Source organism: Dinoroseobacter sp. S375, assembly GCF_049800775.1.
Taxonomy (GTDB): domain Bacteria; phylum Pseudomonadota; class Alphaproteobacteria; order Rhodobacterales; family Rhodobacteraceae; genus Dinoroseobacter.
In genome coordinates, this window is the sequence record NZ_JBNAFR010000003.1 from 35,299 (window position 1) to 50,415 (window position 15,117).

Genomic DNA, 15,117 nt, shown 5'->3' on the forward strand with positions numbered 1-15,117 from the left:
CCCTGCTGGAAAAGCGAAGGGGCCCGGCGGGGGAAGGCCATGAGGCCTATTCGTAGACGGGCGGACCCGAGGTCGCGAGTTCCGGCCAATCGGTGATCACGTTCGTCCCCTGCAGCGGGCGCTGATAGCCCTTGTGGCAGGTTTTGCACGCGGCCTTGGGCGCATCCGCATGGAGCGGGCCAAGACGTTCGGGCGGATAGACCCCTTCGAGCGGCACGAGGTAGTCGTTGTTCAACTCCTGCACCATCTGGATCCCGAGGCTTGCAGTGGCCCATTGCGGCGTCACTTGCGCACCATCGTAGAAGGCCCGGCTGTTGTGACAGAACACGCAGTTCCGACCCAGCGAGTTGGAGAAGTAGTTCATCAGGCTGAACGTCCGCTCCGTATGCTGCCAGGTGGGATCACCCGGCTCGTTCTGGACCCGGCTGTCGAGATCATGCACGGCGATGGTCTCGTAGTTCAGAAGGTACTGCTCCAGAGCATCGGAGGGCAGCGAGGTGAATTGCGACTGCGCCGTGGCCCGGTTCTGCACCGCAGACCAGCCCGAGGTGTTCTCGTTCACGGGGTCGATCCGGAACCAGATATCCGACGGCACATTCTCGCCCCGGTGACAGGTGTAGCAATTGACCCCGACAACCTCGACGGCATTCACGTGACCGTCCCAGTTCTCGTTAATGTTCTGGGTCATCTGGATCATGCTGCGGGCGACAACCTTGGTATAGAGGTCATCATCCGCATATTCCCCGTCATCCGCGCCGGAGTGGCAGTATGCACAGCCCTGCTCCGGTGCGACCCATTGGGTCATCGCGTTCATCAGCCGGTTGAAATTCGCATCCGTCAGATCGCCGAGCACCTGGACATTCTCGTAGATGTCCCCGGCGAGCTCTTCCCCCTCTTCGGGAATGAAGGGCTCGTCGGTGTAGTAGTCTTCGATCGTGGGATCCGGTTTATCCAGCTCCAGCTCGAACTTGGCCACTTTCATGCCCGTGCCACGGGGGCCGGTCTGCATGCTGTCCGTCGCCAGGGGCTGACCCCAGCTGACGAAGAGGGCTGCGAGGAACACCGCGCTACCAGCGACGCCGACGATGATGGCGGGCTTGTAGATATCCGTGGGGTTCTTCGCGTTCCACTCAGAGAACCATTTGGGGAACATCAGTTTGCCTCCTCTTGGCCAATGAAGCCCTCATAGGTGGTGTAGGCCTCGTAGCCGTAGTCCTGGGTGTAATCGGGCGCAAAGTTGTGCTCGACGGCCCAGAGGAACCAGTTGTCCACCACGGTGCCGGTCAGCAGGATCCCGATCCCGCCGGTGATCGGCGTGAGAACTGCGAACCACCAGGCCCAGCGGTGAATGCCTTCCATCGTGGCATTGAACCCCATGGTCCAGCGCCAGAAGAGACCCGCGCGCTCGGATGCCGTACCGCGATCATAGATCTGCTCCAGCTCGCGGTCGCCGCCGAAACGGGTGACCGCCAGAATGGTCGCGCCATGCATCGCAAAGAGCAGGACAGAGCCATAGAGGAACACGATCGAGAGACAGTGGAACGGGTTGTAGTAGAGGTTGCCGTAGCGGATCGAGAAGGCCGTGGTCCAGTCGAGGTGCGGGAAGATACCGTAAGGCACCGCTTCGGACCAGGAGCCCATCAGGATCGGACGGAAGAGTCCGAGCACGAGGAACAGCCAGATCGCGGCGGCAAAGGCCCAGGCGACGTGCTTGCCCATCTTGTGCATCTCGGCGAGCTGGTAGGAACGCACCCACCAGGCCAGCACCGAGATCAGCAGGAAGAAGCTGGAGATGATGTACCAGCCCCCGTCATCAAGCGGCGGCATGCGCAACCCGTATTCCGGCGAGGGCGGCTCAAGCGCCAGCCAGAAGAGCTGCCGGATGAATTCCGGGATGCTGTAGCCGACCTGGCTGAGCATGTTGAAGCCGACAATGTTGAACCACAGGGTCCCGGTGATCAGGCTGATGACGCCGAACCACCCCAGATAGACAGGCCCGAGCTGGGCATTGCCGATCCAACCGATGAGCTGCGAGAAGGAGGTCCCCTTCGTGCGCAATTCGGTCATGTTGTTTTCATTGTCGACGCCGAGCTCTGCGGGGCCCTGCACTTGGACTTGGGTGAAAATGTTCTGATATTCGGGCATCGCTTACATCCCCACTTGGCTGGGCCAGATCGGCAGCTCGAGCCACCAGTTCCACCATTCAGGCCATCCCTTGGTCCAGACGGGACCGGAGATGATGATGCAGACGGCGGACCAGAAGCCGGCATTCAGCGCCAGAAGCAGACCCACACGGTGGATGCCCAGGGTACCGATCGAATAGCCGATGAAATCGCGGAAGAAGGTGTCTTCGTTATCCGGACCTTTGACTTCCTCTCCCTTGGGCGGGTTTGCGGCGGACAAGACCAGCGCCCCGTGGAGAGCCAGCGCCAGGGTCGTGGTGAAGAAGAACGTCACCGCGATCATATGGGCCGGATTGTAGTGGAAGTGCAGATAGGCGTAGCCGGTGTTGGACACCCAGTCGAGGTGGCTGAAGATCCCGTAGGGAAATCCATGTCCCCAGGCGCCCAGAAGGAGCGGCCGGAACACCACGAGGGTCACATAGGCAAAGATCGCGAAGCTGAACGCCACGGGCACATGCAGGCCCATGCCGAGCTTTCGGCAGATCTCGACCTCGCGCAGCGCCCAGCTGACGAATGCGCCGATGGCGCAGAAGGTGATGATCTGCCACAGACCGCCTTCCATCAGGGGGGCCATGCCGAGGCCGTATTTCAAGTCGGGTGGCGCGATGTTGATCAGCCAGGGATTGAAGGTGCCCTGTTGGGACGCTCCCCAGAAAATCATTACCGTGCCTAATAGGGCGAAAAATGCTGTCGTGACTCCGAAAAAGCCCACGTAGAACGGGCCTACCCAGAAGTCGAACAGATCGCCGCCGATCAGCGTCCCTCCACGGACGCGATACTTTCTCTCGAAGCTGAGCAAAGCCATCGTCTGTCTCCGCAAGTGGCGGCTGCTGTGCTGGTCGCGCTCAGCCGTCAGTTGTCATTAAGGTATTCATATGCTGCGGCCGATCCGGGGGCCCGCCCGCAGCAGATTTGTAGTGGTCCCTGGTCAGAGACCCGGACGCGATCACATCGCGGCCAGTTCAAACCAGTTGAAATGCTCGGTGCTGAGCAGGACGAGGTGAATCATCGCCGCCAGCAGGAACAGGAACACGCCCTGAGCCACGAACACGCGACGCGGGTCGAAGATCAGCCAGATCTTGTAGAACTTGGACATTTTTCAGTGCTCCCTTAGAACCAAGGACGCCAGATGAACGTGGCGAGGTGAGCGACAATGGCGACGGCCGAAAACAGCCAGAGCCCGCTCATGTAAACCGAATGCAGCTCTTGAGCCTGCTCGTCGGTTAGACCTGTAAAGGACAGGTCGGATTTATCAGCCATGTGCATTCCTCCGGAAAGTTATTGCTGATACCGCGAACCCCGCGGCCGGGCCCCGGCAAGGGCTCATCCCCTGCCGGCATATCCAGCCCTCAGGCGAGGGCCGAAACTCGGGATCTTCCGGCTCACGCCGAAAAGATCATGGGCGTGATGATCCGGGCCTGGGTCCAGGCGCGGGCAATCGGCCCTTTTTTCTGAAAGCTGCCGCTCTTGATGGACGCGAGGGTCCAGCTGAGGATCGCAACCGGGATTGCGGCGGCAAAAATGATCGCAAAATAGGTGTAAAACTCAGCTTTCGGCATCTTGTGGGCGCGGTGTTCCACCGGTCCGTTCGTTGTCTGGTCCGCCATTGTCGTTCCCTCCCTTAAGTCGCGTCCTCAAAGCCTGCGGGTTGCAGGGCCTTGACGGTTTCAATGACGACCCGCTCGTCACCTTGCTCCAGCGCTGCCTTCTCGGCGGCATCGCGCAGGGTCTTGGCGGCGGAAATACGGGTCAAAATCGGGTGCTCGGAGACGATCCGGTCCAAGAGCCTCTGGGCATCATCATCCCAGGGGAAATCGCGCCGGAGCGTCGTCGGTGTGGCCGCCGCACTATCCATCTCGCTGCCGAGCGGCAGGATGTGGAACAGTGCGTCGAACAGGCTGTTGCAGACCTCCTGGATCAGGTAGGTCGCGCCCGCATAGCCCATCATCGGGGTCCCCGTGGCGCGCCGGATGGCGGCACCGGGGAAGCTTGCGGGGATGAAGGCCGGTTTCGGGCCGAAGCCGCCCGCCATCTCGGCCAGATACATCTTCTCGTTGATCGAGCCCATGACGACCAGCGGACGCTTGGTGTGCATCATCTCGCGCACCTCGTCATTATCGGTCTTCTTGCCCGCGACCCGACCCACGGCAAAGGCGCAAGGCAGGCCCATATCCGTCTCGAGGAAGTTGCGGATCCCGCGGGCATAGGTCTCGTTCGCCACGATCGCGAAGCTTGCCGTGGCAAAGAAGTCCTGCGTAACCGAGCGCCAGAGATCCCAGACCGGCTTGATCGTGGAATGCTTCTCGGTCTCGATGAAGGGCTCCGGGTCGAGACCCAGCAGATCCCCGAGTTTCCGCAGGAACTTCGTGGTGCTCTCGATGCCGATAGGGGCCTGCAGATAGGGTTTGCCCAGCACCTCACAAAGGCCACGGCCAAACTCGCGATACATGCAGATATTCACATCCGCATTCACGAGGCCCCGCATCTCGGCCAGATGGGCGCCCAGAGGATGGACCATGTTGATCTCGGCCCCGATCCCCTCGACCAGACGCCGGATCTCGGCGAGATCCGAGGGCATGTTGAAGGTGCCATACATCGGCCCGAGGATGTTCACCCGGGGCTTGGCCCCCTCCTCGCGCTTCTTCTCCGGGGGCATACGCCCCTTGGTCATCCCGAACTCAGTGAAGATCCAGGTCATCGCCCGGTCGGCGGCCTCCCACTGATCCTCGTCGATGGTGCGCGGCAGAAACCGTTGAATATTCGTGCCTTGCGGGGTCACGCCCCCGCCGATCATCTCGGCAATCGAGCCTGTAACCACCACGGCAGGCAGCGCCGGGTCAAGCGTACCCCAGGCGCGCTTCATCGCGCCCTCGGTGCCATCGCGGCCCAGCTCTTCTTCGCCGAGCCCGGTGGTCACGATGGGCAATTCATGGGGCGGGAGCGCATCTGTGTAATGCAGCACCGAAGTCACCGGCAGGTTCTCGCAGCCCACCGGGCCATCGATCACCACTTGCAGACCCTTCACGGCGGTGAAGGCGTACACGGCGCCCCAATACCCGCCTGCGCGGTCATGATCCTGGATCAACATGGGGCACCCCCCTTCATTGTTCCAAAAATACTCCGGGGGAGGCCGAAGGCCGGGGGCAGAGCCCCCCAGTCCAAGCTCAGCATTTCACACCTCCGTTCGCCGCGACGCGGGCCTTCTCGGCACGCTCCAGCTTCTTGAGGTTCGTCGCGCGGAAATCGGGGCGGAGGTTCGGATCCCCCTCCCAGACCCCGGCCGTGTCGCCATGGCCGACGCCTTCGAAAAACGCGCGCATATGATCCATGCGGTCCTTGTTGCCCATGGCCGCGTTCACGACCTGCGCCAGGGACCCCGCGCCCATCACCCCCATCAGGGGCCGCGCGGAAATCAGGTTGGTGAAATAGAGGCTGGGGATGCCCAGTTCCTTGCCCTTCTGGACGACCGGAGTCGTGCCGATGGCAAGATCGGGCTTAACAGCCTCCATCGCCGCGCAATCATCCTCGAGCGAGGCGCGATACTGAACCTTGACGCCCCGCGCCTCCAGCCAGTCGCGGTCCGGCTCGGACCATTTGGTGCGCGGACAGGCGGTGCCCACATAGGGCACCTCCGCCCCGGATTCGATCAAGAGACGCGCCACCAACAACTCGGACCCTTCATACCCCGAGAGGGTAATCGTGCCTTTGATGGGGGTGGCTGCCAATGCGCCCTTGATCGCCGGGAGGAATGCGTTCTGTGCCTCGGCGATCTTCTCGGCAGAGACGCCGAAACTGTCACCGATCGCGGCCAACCAGGCAGCCGTGCCGTCATGGCCCACAGGGGCCGAACCGACGACAGACCGCCCGGCGGCTTCGAACTCGCGAATGGCACTCGTATAGAACGGGTGGATTGCGGCGGCCGTCCCGCAATCCAATGCAGAATATAGCTCGCGCCACTCACGGCAGGGAACGACCGGACCTGCCGCCAGACCGAGTGGCGCGAGCATTTGGCCAATCCCGATAGGATCAGCCGGGAACATCTCACCGAGCAGAGCTACGGTGGGACGATCCGCCTTGCCCGAAGCCGGGGCCTGAACAGGTCCGGCTTCGATCTCTGCGCGGGCGTAATTGAGCATTGCGCCCGCGAGTATGTCCTTGGCTTCGGCATGGGTCGGCACGCCGAAACCGGGCACGTCAATGCCCACGATGCGCACGCCGTTGATCTCGGACGGGAGCAGCCGCAAAGGCACCCCCGACGCGGTCGGAACACACAGGTTCGTCACAACGATGGCATCGTATTTCTCCGGGTCCGCCATCTTGTGAACAGCGTCCCGGATGTCCTCGAACAACTTGCCGGTCACAAGCGTCTCGGAATTGAAGGGGACGTAGCCGACGGATCGGCGCGCCCCGTAAAAGTGGCTCACAAAGGTCAGGCCATAGACACAGCAGGCCGAACCCGAAAGCATCGTGCCCACGCGGCGCATCCGCAGCCCCACACGCAGCGAGCCAAAGGCCGGGCACATGGATTGCGGTTTGTCATGGGGCCCTTGCGGGTAATCGGCGGCGTATTGGTCGAGGATCTCGGACATGCCCGAGGCCCGGGCCGCCGCCTCCATCTGCGCGCCGGGGGCATGACAGCCCATGCCATCGGGCGTTGCAGTCACGCCTTCGGGCACCGGCTCGCGCGCGGTACCCTCGTGAATTTCAACCTCATCCGCACTGTCGTAGCGGGTCTCGAGCGGGGGTTTATCCATCGCGGCCCCCTTTCGGCAGGCCCAGCCGCGTCACCGGGCAGGGGCTCAGCGAGGGGCGGCGGGGCGGAACCGGTGTTTCGGCGAAACACTGCGCGACGGCCTCGGGCAACTCGGCAAGACGCGCGAGGCCCTGGTCCAGATCATCCATCTTGGCCATGTCAAACATCGTCATAGACCACTTCGAGGGACTCTTTGGGCTTGGCATTCTTGCCGCGCATATCCGCGTCCGTTGCGGGTTCGAGCACGAAATCCGCGCCGGTTTCCTCAGCCGAGAACAAACCGAGCAGACCATCCTGGCTCAGTGCAGTCGGCCGCAAGGGCGGGGCCTCGGCGACATTCTCGCCAAGCTCAGCAAAGAGATCGCCCCACGGTCCGGCGGCAGTGCCGACGATCTGGTAATTGGCGGATTTCTTGCGCAGATCCTCGTCCTGCGGGATTGCTGCGAGGATCGGGATATCGACCTCCTTGGCGAAGGCCGCAGCCTCGCCCGTGCCGTCATCCTTGTTGATGACAAGCCCCGCGACCCCGACATTGCCGCCAAGCTTGCGGAAATACTCCACCGCCGAGCAGACATTATTGGCGACATACAGGGACTGCAGGTCGTTGGAGGCTACGAGTATAACTTTCTGGGCCATATCCCGAGCGATAGGCAGGCCGAAACCGCCGCAGACCACATCGCCGAGAAAATCCAGGAGCACATAGTCAAAGTCCCAATCGTGGAACCCGAGTTTTTCCAGAAGTTCAAAGCCATGGATAATCCCCCGTCCGCCGCAGCCACGGCCCACTTCGGGGCCACCGAGTTCCATTGCGAAAACGCCGCCGCGCTTGAAGCAGACATCGCCGATACCGACCTCTTCGCCCGCGAGCTTTTTCTCGGTCGAGGTCTCGATGATCGTCGGGCAGGCCTTGCCGCCAAAGAGCAGCGAGGTGGTGTCCGATTTCGGGTCGCACCCGATCAGCAGCACGCGCTTGCCCTGCTCGGCCATCATGTGGCTGAGATTGGCGAGGGTGAAGCTTTTACCGATGCCGCCCTTGCCATAGATCGCGATGATCTGTGTCTTCTTGGTCGGCTCGCCCCGGGGCACTTCGAGCGTCGGCTCTTCGGCCGCCTCGTCGCGCAGGCGCTGGTCGTAGTCTGGTTTCAGGTTTGGGATATCAAGAGTCATGCGGTCGCACTCCAATCCAGGATCATCTTCAGGCAAGCCGGGTCTTCGAACGCCGTCTGGTAAGCGTCTGCACAATCGGTTGCCTTGGCGGTGTGGGTGATTAACCCGTCGAGAGAGAGCGCCCCGGAATCGATCAGGGCGCGGGTTGCGATGAGATCATCGCGGTCCCACTCAGCGGCGATGCGCAGGCGGGCTTCTTTCATGAACGCGGGCGGAAACGGGAAGGAGATCTGGTCGTAGAACCCGGCGAGCACGATCTCGCCCCCCTTCTGGATCCGCATGATGAGGCTGGCGATCAGGTCGGCCTTGCCCGACGCGTCATAGATCGACCGGTAGTCGCGGCGCGTGTCGCTGTCGGGATGGATAACCTCGTAGCCCTGGGCGCCGCCTTGGCGGGCCTCGTCGATTTCCCAGACCGTGGGCGCGGGGGCCCCGGCGGCAATGGTCAGACGGGCGAGCAGGCGGCCCAGCACGCCGTGACCCACAATCAGGTCCGGCACGGATTTGTTGAGCCCGGCCATGGCATGGCGGGCGGTCGCGGCCAGCGCCAGCAGGGCGCCTTCGGCTTTCAGATCGCGGTCGATACGCACCACCCGAGCGGCATCGGAGACGAGCATGTTCGACGCCCCGCCAAACAGCCCCCGCACCTCGCCATAGCAGTTGGCCCCCGGCACAAAGACCCGATCACCGGGCTTGAAGGTGGTGTCCGAGCCGGCCTCGACAACCTCACCGGCGGCCTCGTAGCCGGGGATCAGCGGGAAGGAGAAGCCGGGAAAGGGCGGCATATTGCCTGTCCAGAACAGTTTTTCGGTCCCGGTGGAGATGCCGGAATGATCGATGGCCACGACGATGTCGGTCTCCGTGGGATCGGTCAGCCCCACCTCCTGCAAGCCGAGCGCGCGCGGTCCGGTCAGTACGACTGCTGTGGCGTCCATGGTGAAGTTCCCCGTGTTCTAGGCTGCGACGCGCGAGCGGACTCAATGTCGCAGTTCGTAGCTGACTGTAAGATTACGCTTACAGCTATATATGTCAACTAAATTAGACACTCGGAATGCGGGTGTGTGCGGTGCGCCTTACGCGGCTTTGGTCGCAGTCACGACGCCGGTCACGAAGGGCCGGTAGGTCTTGTGACACTGGACCTGCTGGAACCCGGCCTGCGCCAGATGCGCCTTGATTTCCTCGGCAGAGCGGGCTTTGCCGGTCTGCATGGCCATGGTGTAGAAGGCGAAATAGGCATCCCCGACCCGGCTGGGATCGGCGCCACCCGCCATGGGCTCGGACACGATCACGCGCCCGCCCGGCGGCAGCGCGGCATGGACCTTGCCCAGAAGGCTCGCAACCGTCGAATCGGCGTGGTCATAGAGGACCCGCACGAGCGAGATCACATCCGCCCCGCCCGGCAGCGCCGGGTCATCGCGGAACGACCCGCCACGCATATCCGCCCCCTCGGGCAGGTCGGCTCCGGACACCACCGCAGGCAGATCGAACAGACGCAGCCGCAGGTCCGGGTATTCGGCCCGCACCGCCCGCAAAAACGCACCGGTGCCGCCGCCCACATCCATCAGGCGATGGGCCCCGTCGAGGCGAATCGTGCGCAGGGTTTCCTCGGCCACGAGGCCCTGACTGTCCGCCATCAGTTTGGAATAGCGCTCGGCGATCTCCGGATCATTCGTCCCGCTCTGGCCGAAGACATAGGGCCAGAAGCGCGCCAGCTCGGTCTCGGTCCCGCCGCGCAGAAAGGCCATCGGATCCGCGAGGTCCCGGTAGAGCACATCATGGTGGCGAATCATCTCCGTCAGCCCGGGCACCCCGGGCAGGGCCGCGCCGAGACGGCCGAGCTGATAGCTCCCGTCCTTGCGCCGCTTGAGCAGCTTGAGCGCGGTCGCGGCCTGGCACAGGGCCTCCATCTGCCGGGGCTCGAGCCGCGTGCGCGCGGCGAGACGCCAGGCGGGCAAGGGCTCCTTGGCCAGCAGGCTGGGCATGTCGAGGGTGACAAAGGCGTGCAGGACCTGGCTGTACACAAATCCCGAGACCAGATCGAAGAGCTCTTCGCCATCCTTGCGCGCAAGGCGGCGGGTGCCGGGCATGGCACTGGCCCAGGATTGAAAGCTCGGGGAGCCGGCAACGCCGACCCACCACCGGTAAAAGGCGTGCCTGTCCGGCAGGAAAGGAAGGCGGCTGAAACCGCCGGAGGACATGGTCATGGGTCAGGCCGTGCGCGCGCTGGCGATGTTCGGCAGGACCGGGGTCAGACGCTCGGCAGTCTTGCGCACCATCTCGCACAGGGCGGCCTCGCCCGGGCAGGACGGGATCGACGAGATCGCGCCGGACAGAATGTCATCGAGGCGGCGAATCGCCCCCTGCACCCCAAGCTCGGTCACCGCGTTGGGACGGGCATGGATCGCGTCCTGCCCGGCGGGCTTGCCAAGGGTTTCTTCGTCATAGAGCGCATCGCGCAGGTCATCGGCGACCTGAAAGGCTTCGCCGATCCGCGCACCGAGCTCGGTCCAAGCCTCCGGATCCTCACCCGCGGCGGCGGCCCCCATGCGGGTGGCGGCCGTGAACAGCGCCCCGGTCTTGGCCCGGTGATAGGCGGACAGGTCGACGACCGGCTCGCTCTCCCAGGCCTGCCCGGCGCAGATGCCGTGGGGCATCCCCGAGAAGCGCGCAAGCTCGCGGATCAGCTGCCCACCACGGGCCGCATCCTGCATCGCTGCAACGCCGATTTCCTCGAACGCCATGATGATTAGCGTGTCCCCGGTCAGCACCGCGAGCGGCTCGGAGAACGCCTTGTGAATGGTCGGCTTGCCCCGGCGTATATCGGCATTGTCAAAGGCCGGCAGGTCGTCATGGACAAGGCTGCTGCAATGGATCAGCTCGATCGCCGTGCAGGCGGCGTCAGTCAGCCCCGGCGCATCATCGCCGCAGGCCATCGCCACATTGAGGCAAATCGTCGGACGGATCCGTGCGCCCCCGGGCTTGACCGCATACTCCAGTGCCGTCGCCAGCTTGGGCGGGCAGGACCCCGCGCGGCTGCGGATCAGGGCCACATCAAGGGCGGCTTCAATGCGCGAGTTTGGGGTCATGGCACGGCTCCAGGGCAGAATGTCACTTGCAAATGACACAAGACTGTAAATTACACTGGACAGTTTGCGGCGAGCTGTCAACAATCAAGGACAGGATTTGAACGGACCCCTTATGTATAGCACATCGGACAAGGTGATTGTGATCGGCGCCGGAATGGGCGGGCTGGCTTCGGCCATTCGGCTGGCGCATTCGGGTTGCGATGTCACCCTGCTCGAGGCCCAATCGGGGCCGGGCGGCAAGATGCGCACCCTGCCCAGTGCGGCGGGCCCGGTGGATGCGGGACCCACGGTCATGACCCTGCGCCCGATCTTCGAGGCGTTGTTCGACGATGTGGATGCGCGCCTGTCGGACCATGTGACCCTGCACCGCGAGACCGTGCTGGCGCGCCATTGGTGGGCCGATGGCAGCACCCTGGACCTGCACGCGGATCCCGAGAGCTCGGTCGATGCTGTCCGCGCCTTTGCCGGACCGCGAGAGGCGGAGGCCTTCGCCGCCTTCAGCGCGCAGGCCGCCAAGCTCTTTGCCGCCTTTGACCAGCCGATGATGCAGGAGCCGAGCCCGGATCTGGCCGGTCTGACCCGTCACGTGCTGGCGCAGCCCTCGCTGATCCCGGCCATGGGCCCGCTGACGACGCTGGCCAAGAGCCTGTCGAAACGGTTCCGCGACCCGCGTCTGCAACAGCTCTTTGGTCGCTACGCGACCTATGTGGGCGGCTCGCCCTATGCGGCCCCCGCCGTGCTTGCGCTGATCTGGCAGGCCGAGGCGCAGGGCGTCTGGCGGGTGGAGAGGGGCATGCACGCTCTGGCACAGGCCCTGGCCAAGCTCGCCACCGAGAAAGGGGCCGAGCTGCGCTATGACAGCCCCGTCGCCCGCATCGAGACGCAATCGGGTCGCGTGTCAGGGGTTCACCTGACCGATGGCACACGGCTGCAGGCGGATACGGTGGTCTTCAACGGTGACCCCCGTGCGCTGCATCTGGGGCTGCTTGGCCCGGCACCACGCCCGGCGGTGCCCGCACCCGGGGTGCAGGACCGCTCGCTCTCGGCCTATGTCTGGTCCTTCGCGGCCACGCCCTCGGGCCGGGATCTGGTCCATCACAACGTGTTTTTCGCCGATGACCAGCAGGTGGAGTTCGACGCACTGGCCGCGGGGCAGATGCCCCCGGACGCGACGCTCTATATCTGCGCCGAGGATCGCGGGGCCGGGCTCGCGCCCAATGGCCCCGAGCGGTTCGAGGTCATCATGAACGGCCCGCCTGTCCTGAACGAGGCCAGTGCGGGGAACGACGAAGAGGAGTTCCGCAAATGTCAGACGCAAGTGTTCAACCGGTTCGCGGCCATGGGTCTGGACTTCTCGGAGCGGCCCGGACGCAGCGCCCTGACGATGCCGCGGGACTTCGCGCGCCTGTTTCCCGGGTCGGCCGGATCCCTTTACGGACGGAGCCCGCATGGGCTGATGGCGGCGTTCCAGCGCCCGCAGGCCCGGACCAAGCTGCCGGGCCTCTATCTGGCGGGGGGCGGGGCGCATCCGGGGGCGGGGATCCCAATGGCGACCCTTTCCGGGCGGCACGCGGCCGCGGCGATTCTGCAGGACCGAACTTCAACATCGACGTCCCGGCGGACGGCTACGCTTGGTGGTATATCGACGGGGTCAGCGCCTGCGGCACCCGCGCGATCTCCATAATCGCGTTCATCGGGTCGGTCTTCTCACCTTGGTATCGCTGGTCCGGACGCAAATCGCCGGACAACAATGTCTGCATCAACGTGGCCACCTATGGCCGGGGCGGTCGCTGGACCATGACCGACCGAGGCCGCGACGCCCTGCGCCAGACCGAGGACAGTTTCACCGTGGGGCCGAGCGGGCTGCACTGGGATGGCACGACCCTCACGGTGGATATCAACGAGGTCTCCACCCCCCATTGCCAGCGTGTTCAAGGCACGGTGAAGATCCACCCCGCCGCCGTCACCGGGGTCGAGGTGCCGCTGACCGCGGATGGCACGCATATCTGGCGCCCCTTCGCCCCCACGGCAGAGATCGAGGTCGATCTGGGACGCTCCGGCTGGCAATGGCGCGGCCATGGCTATTTCGATGCGAATTTCGGCACCCGCGCGCTGGAGGCGGATTTCGGCTATTGGACCTGGGGGCGGTATCCGACCAAGACCGGCACGGCGTCCTTCTATGATGTGGCGCGCCGCGATGGCAGTGATCTGGAGGTCGCGCTGAGCTTTGACCGCACGGGCGGCGTCTCGGTGATGGATGCCCCGCCCAAGACCCGGTTCCGCCGCTCGAACTGGCTCGTCAAACGCGAGACGCGGGCCGATCCGGGCACCACGCCGCGACAGGTCAAGGCGATGCTCGACGCGCCGTTCTACAACCGCTGCGGGGTCGAGACGACTCTTCATGGCGAGCGGGTCTCGGGCGTGTTCGAAGCGCTGGATCTCGACAGGTTCCGGGGTCCGTGGCTGATGCCAATGCTGGCCGTGCGCGTGCCGCGCCGCCCGGGCTGGAACTTCGGCGACTAGCGCTGGCTCGGCGCGGGGCTGACCAGCAAAAGCGCACCAAAGACCATCATCATCGCCCCCGACCCCCGCTGCATCCAGGACAGGCGCGGCCCGGCCACCCGCGCGGCGGACCGTCCGGCCAGCGCATAGGCCGAGATCGCCACCGCCTCCAGCAGCAGAAAACACCCGCCCAGTAGGGCATAGCTCTGCCAATAGGCTTCGGTCGCCACGAATTGCGGGAAAAAGGCGGCAAAGATCAGGATCGCCTTGGGATTGCTGAGCGCAACCAGCGCCTCGGCCCGGAACGCGGCGGCGGGCGTGACCCGCACGCGGCGGGGGTCGATCCGCAGCCGCCCTGCCCCGCGCCAGAGACGCCAACCGATCCAGATCAGGTAGATCGCGCCGATCAGCTTCACCCCTTGGAACACCGCCGCAGACGCCGTCAGCAAGAGGCCCAGCCCCAAGGCGCTCGCCGCGATCATCGGCACAAAGACCAGAAGCCGCCCCAGCGCCGCGCGCCCGGCAAAGAGCACCCCGCCCTGCGCCCCATGGGTCATGGCCAGCAGGTTGTTTGGCCCAAAGGCGAGGTTCAGGGCAAAGCACGCGGGAACAAAGATGAGCCAGTCGATCATGGGGGGCCTCCTGACGCGATCTAGGCGGAGAAAGGCCGCGGAGGCAAGCCGACCCGTTGGCCCCCTGCGCCCGATCCGTTACACCCGTGTCAGCCGCAACCGAAACGCGAAGGAGACGAAGCGATGGGCATAGAGATAGCGGGCCTTGGCGGGTTCATCATGCTGGTTCTGTCGATCTGGGCCATCGTATCGATCGTCGGGTCCAATTCGAGCACGGGTTCCAAGGTGATCTGGTGCCTCTTCGTGGTGATCCTACCGCTTCTGGGTTTCATCATCTGGCTGTTCTTCGGCCCCCGCGCCAAGCGCTGACGACGGCTTGTCCAGCCAGGCGGCGGCATTCGCCTCGATCCGGGCGAGCTGGTCGAACAGGGCCTCGGCCTCGGCTTCGGTGAACCCGTCGAGCAGGACCGTATTCACGGAATTATAGATCTCATGGGTCGGGCGCAGGGCCTCGCCCCGCTCGGTGACATCCACCGTGACGGCGCGGCGATCCTCGGTGCTCTGGCGGCGGGTCAGGAGCCCGCCGGTGATCATCCGATCCACGAGGCGCGAGGTGGCGGGCGGCGCGTTCCCGGTGAGCTCGGCCAGCGCCTTGACCCCCAGCGGGCCGTTCAGCCACAGACAGTTCAGCACCGCCCATTGCGCAAGGCTCAAACCGTGGGGCGCCAGCAAGTGCGTGCAGACGGTATTGCCCGCCCCGGCGGCGAAATTCAGCGCCCGGCCAAGGGATTTCGGGGCGTGGTAGCGCTTGGGATCGCTCATATCGGTTTTTATGTAAATTATTGACCTGTAAG

Annotated in this window: 18 protein-coding genes; 3 read left to right on the forward strand and 15 right to left on the reverse strand. The window is 64.4% G+C overall.

All coding sequences use genetic code 11. The features are described from left to right. Window positions 1-46 precede the first annotated feature (46 nt). From pufC to ACP150_RS08060, 13 genes are all read right to left on the reverse strand, one after another. Window positions 47-1,153: a photosynthetic reaction center cytochrome PufC gene (pufC, locus tag ACP150_RS08000; RefSeq protein WP_424966059.1), complete on the reverse strand. Its 1,107-nt coding sequence runs from the start codon at window positions 1,151-1,153 to the stop codon at window positions 47-49. After that, complete coding sequence (gene pufM / locus ACP150_RS08005) at window positions 1,153-2,145, reverse strand: photosynthetic reaction center subunit M (protein WP_424966060.1); 993 nt, start codon at window positions 2,143-2,145, stop codon at window positions 1,153-1,155. Before pufM ends, pufC begins: the two co-directional genes overlap by 1 nt. A 3-nt stretch (window positions 2,146-2,148) precedes the next feature. Next, complete coding sequence (pufL, locus tag ACP150_RS08010; protein WP_424966061.1) at window positions 2,149-2,988, reverse strand: photosynthetic reaction center subunit L; 840 nt, start codon at window positions 2,986-2,988, stop codon at window positions 2,149-2,151. Between the two features lie 141 nt (window positions 2,989-3,129). Next, complete coding sequence (pufA, locus tag ACP150_RS08015; RefSeq protein ID WP_424966062.1) at window positions 3,130-3,279, reverse strand: light-harvesting antenna LH1, alpha subunit; 150 nt, start codon at window positions 3,277-3,279, stop codon at window positions 3,130-3,132. A 14-nt stretch (window positions 3,280-3,293) separates the two neighbouring features. After that, window positions 3,294-3,443, reverse strand: a complete 150-nt coding sequence (gene pufB / locus ACP150_RS08020) for a light-harvesting antenna LH1, beta subunit (protein WP_424966063.1) — start codon at window positions 3,441-3,443, stop codon at window positions 3,294-3,296. A gap of 122 nt (window positions 3,444-3,565) precedes the next feature. Next, window positions 3,566-3,790: a cytochrome PufQ gene (gene pufQ, locus ACP150_RS08025; protein WP_424966064.1), complete on the reverse strand. Its 225-nt coding sequence runs from the start codon at window positions 3,788-3,790 to the stop codon at window positions 3,566-3,568. 14 nt (window positions 3,791-3,804) lie between these two features. Continuing rightward, the gene (bchZ, locus tag ACP150_RS08030; protein ID WP_424966065.1) at window positions 3,805-5,271 is read right to left on the reverse strand and encodes a chlorophyllide a reductase subunit Z; all 1,467 of its coding nucleotides are present in this window, start codon (window positions 5,269-5,271) and stop codon (window positions 3,805-3,807) included. Window positions 5,272-5,347: 76 nt separating this feature from the next. Beyond that, window positions 5,348-6,937: a chlorophyllide a reductase subunit Y gene (gene bchY / locus ACP150_RS08035; protein ID WP_424966066.1), complete on the reverse strand. Its 1,590-nt coding sequence runs from the start codon at window positions 6,935-6,937 to the stop codon at window positions 5,348-5,350. Beyond that, window positions 6,930-7,109 (reverse strand): hypothetical protein, encoded by a 180-nt coding sequence (locus ACP150_RS08040; RefSeq protein WP_424966067.1) that lies wholly within the window; start codon window positions 7,107-7,109, stop codon window positions 6,930-6,932. Before ACP150_RS08040 ends, bchY begins: the two co-directional genes overlap by 8 nt. Beyond that, the gene (locus ACP150_RS08045) at window positions 7,096-8,103 is read right to left on the reverse strand and encodes a chlorophyllide a reductase iron protein subunit X (protein ID WP_424966068.1); all 1,008 of its coding nucleotides are present in this window, start codon (window positions 8,101-8,103) and stop codon (window positions 7,096-7,098) included. The genes ACP150_RS08040 and ACP150_RS08045 overlap by 14 nt, the downstream gene beginning before the upstream one ends. Beyond that, window positions 8,100-9,038, reverse strand: coding sequence for a chlorophyll synthesis pathway protein BchC (bchC, locus tag ACP150_RS08050; RefSeq protein WP_424966069.1), 939 nt, complete (start codon window positions 9,036-9,038; stop codon window positions 8,100-8,102). The genes ACP150_RS08045 and bchC overlap by 4 nt, the downstream gene beginning before the upstream one ends. A gap of 138 nt (window positions 9,039-9,176) precedes the next feature. After that, on the reverse strand, window positions 9,177-10,301 hold the full coding sequence (locus ACP150_RS08055; protein WP_424966561.1) for a methyltransferase: 1,125 nt from the start codon (window positions 10,299-10,301) through the stop codon (window positions 9,177-9,179). 9 nt (window positions 10,302-10,310) lie between these two features. Continuing rightward, complete coding sequence (locus ACP150_RS08060) at window positions 10,311-11,189, reverse strand: polyprenyl synthetase family protein (RefSeq protein ID WP_424966070.1); 879 nt, start codon at window positions 11,187-11,189, stop codon at window positions 10,311-10,313. Window positions 11,190-11,301: 112 nt separating this feature from the next. Between ACP150_RS08060 and crtD the strand changes: the two genes are divergently transcribed. Continuing rightward, on the forward strand, window positions 11,302-12,873 hold the full coding sequence (gene crtD, locus ACP150_RS08065) for a 1-hydroxycarotenoid 3,4-desaturase CrtD (protein ID WP_424966071.1): 1,572 nt from the start codon (window positions 11,302-11,304) through the stop codon (window positions 12,871-12,873). After that, window positions 12,870-13,712, forward strand: coding sequence for a carotenoid 1,2-hydratase (gene crtC / locus ACP150_RS08070; protein ID WP_424966562.1), 843 nt, complete (start codon window positions 12,870-12,872; stop codon window positions 13,710-13,712). The genes crtD and crtC overlap by 4 nt, the downstream gene beginning before the upstream one ends. Here the strand turns inward: crtC and ACP150_RS08075 are convergent. Beyond that, on the reverse strand, window positions 13,709-14,323 hold the full coding sequence (locus ACP150_RS08075; RefSeq protein ID WP_424966072.1) for a LysE family translocator: 615 nt from the start codon (window positions 14,321-14,323) through the stop codon (window positions 13,709-13,711). The genes crtC and ACP150_RS08075 overlap by 4 nt on opposite strands. A 123-nt stretch (window positions 14,324-14,446) precedes the next feature. Here ACP150_RS08075 and ACP150_RS08080 point away from each other — a divergent pair, with 123 nt between their 5' ends. Then, the gene (locus ACP150_RS08080; protein WP_424966073.1) at window positions 14,447-14,632 is read left to right on the forward strand and encodes a PLD nuclease N-terminal domain-containing protein; all 186 of its coding nucleotides are present in this window, start codon (window positions 14,447-14,449) and stop codon (window positions 14,630-14,632) included. On the opposite strand, the gene ACP150_RS08085 is transcribed toward ACP150_RS08080, so the two are convergent. Further along, window positions 14,576-15,085 carry a MarR family winged helix-turn-helix transcriptional regulator gene (locus tag ACP150_RS08085; RefSeq protein WP_424966075.1) on the reverse strand — a complete coding sequence of 170 codons (510 nt, stop codon included), beginning with the start codon at window positions 15,083-15,085 and terminating at the stop codon, window positions 14,576-14,578. The two genes, ACP150_RS08080 and ACP150_RS08085, sit on opposite strands and share 57 nt — an antisense overlap. Between the last annotated feature and the right edge of the window lie 32 nt (window positions 15,086-15,117).

Bases quoted from the DNA above. Each gene is read 5' to 3' on its own strand.
- pufC (WP_424966059.1), bottom strand. From the start codon at position 1,153: ATGTTCCCCAAATGGTTCTCTGAGTGGAACGCGAAGAACCCCACGGAT.
- pufM (WP_424966060.1), bottom strand. From the start codon at position 2,145: ATGCCCGAATATCAGAACATTTTCACCCAAGTCCAAGTGCAGGGCCCC.
- pufL (WP_424966061.1), bottom strand. From the start codon at position 2,988: ATGGCTTTGCTCAGCTTCGAGAGAAAGTATCGCGTCCGTGGAGGGACG.
- pufA (WP_424966062.1), bottom strand. From the start codon at position 3,279: ATGTCCAAGTTCTACAAGATCTGGCTGATCTTCGACCCGCGTCGCGTG.
- pufB (WP_424966063.1), bottom strand. From the start codon at position 3,443: ATGGCTGATAAATCCGACCTGTCCTTTACAGGTCTAACCGACGAGCAG.
- pufQ (WP_424966064.1), bottom strand. From the start codon at position 3,790: ATGGCGGACCAGACAACGAACGGACCGGTGGAACACCGCGCCCACAAG.
- bchZ (WP_424966065.1), bottom strand. From the start codon at position 5,271: ATGTTGATCCAGGATCATGACCGCGCAGGCGGGTATTGGGGCGCCGTG.
- bchY (WP_424966066.1), bottom strand. From the start codon at position 6,937: ATGGATAAACCCCCGCTCGAGACCCGCTACGACAGTGCGGATGAGGTT.
- ACP150_RS08040 (WP_424966067.1), bottom strand. From the start codon at position 7,109: ATGACGATGTTTGACATGGCCAAGATGGATGATCTGGACCAGGGCCTC.
- ACP150_RS08045 (WP_424966068.1), bottom strand. From the start codon at position 8,103: ATGACTCTTGATATCCCAAACCTGAAACCAGACTACGACCAGCGCCTG.
- bchC (WP_424966069.1), bottom strand. From the start codon at position 9,038: ATGGACGCCACAGCAGTCGTACTGACCGGACCGCGCGCGCTCGGCTTG.
- ACP150_RS08055 (WP_424966561.1), bottom strand. From the start codon at position 10,301: ATGTCCTCCGGCGGTTTCAGCCGCCTTCCTTTCCTGCCGGACAGGCAC.
- ACP150_RS08060 (WP_424966070.1), bottom strand. From the start codon at position 11,189: ATGACCCCAAACTCGCGCATTGAAGCCGCCCTTGATGTGGCCCTGATC.
- crtD (WP_424966071.1), top strand. From the start codon at position 11,302: ATGTATAGCACATCGGACAAGGTGATTGTGATCGGCGCCGGAATGGGC.
- ACP150_RS08075 (WP_424966072.1), bottom strand. From the start codon at position 14,323: ATGATCGACTGGCTCATCTTTGTTCCCGCGTGCTTTGCCCTGAACCTC.
- ACP150_RS08080 (WP_424966073.1), top strand. From the start codon at position 14,447: ATGGGCATAGAGATAGCGGGCCTTGGCGGGTTCATCATGCTGGTTCTG.
- ACP150_RS08085 (WP_424966075.1), bottom strand. From the start codon at position 15,085: ATGAGCGATCCCAAGCGCTACCACGCCCCGAAATCCCTTGGCCGGGCG.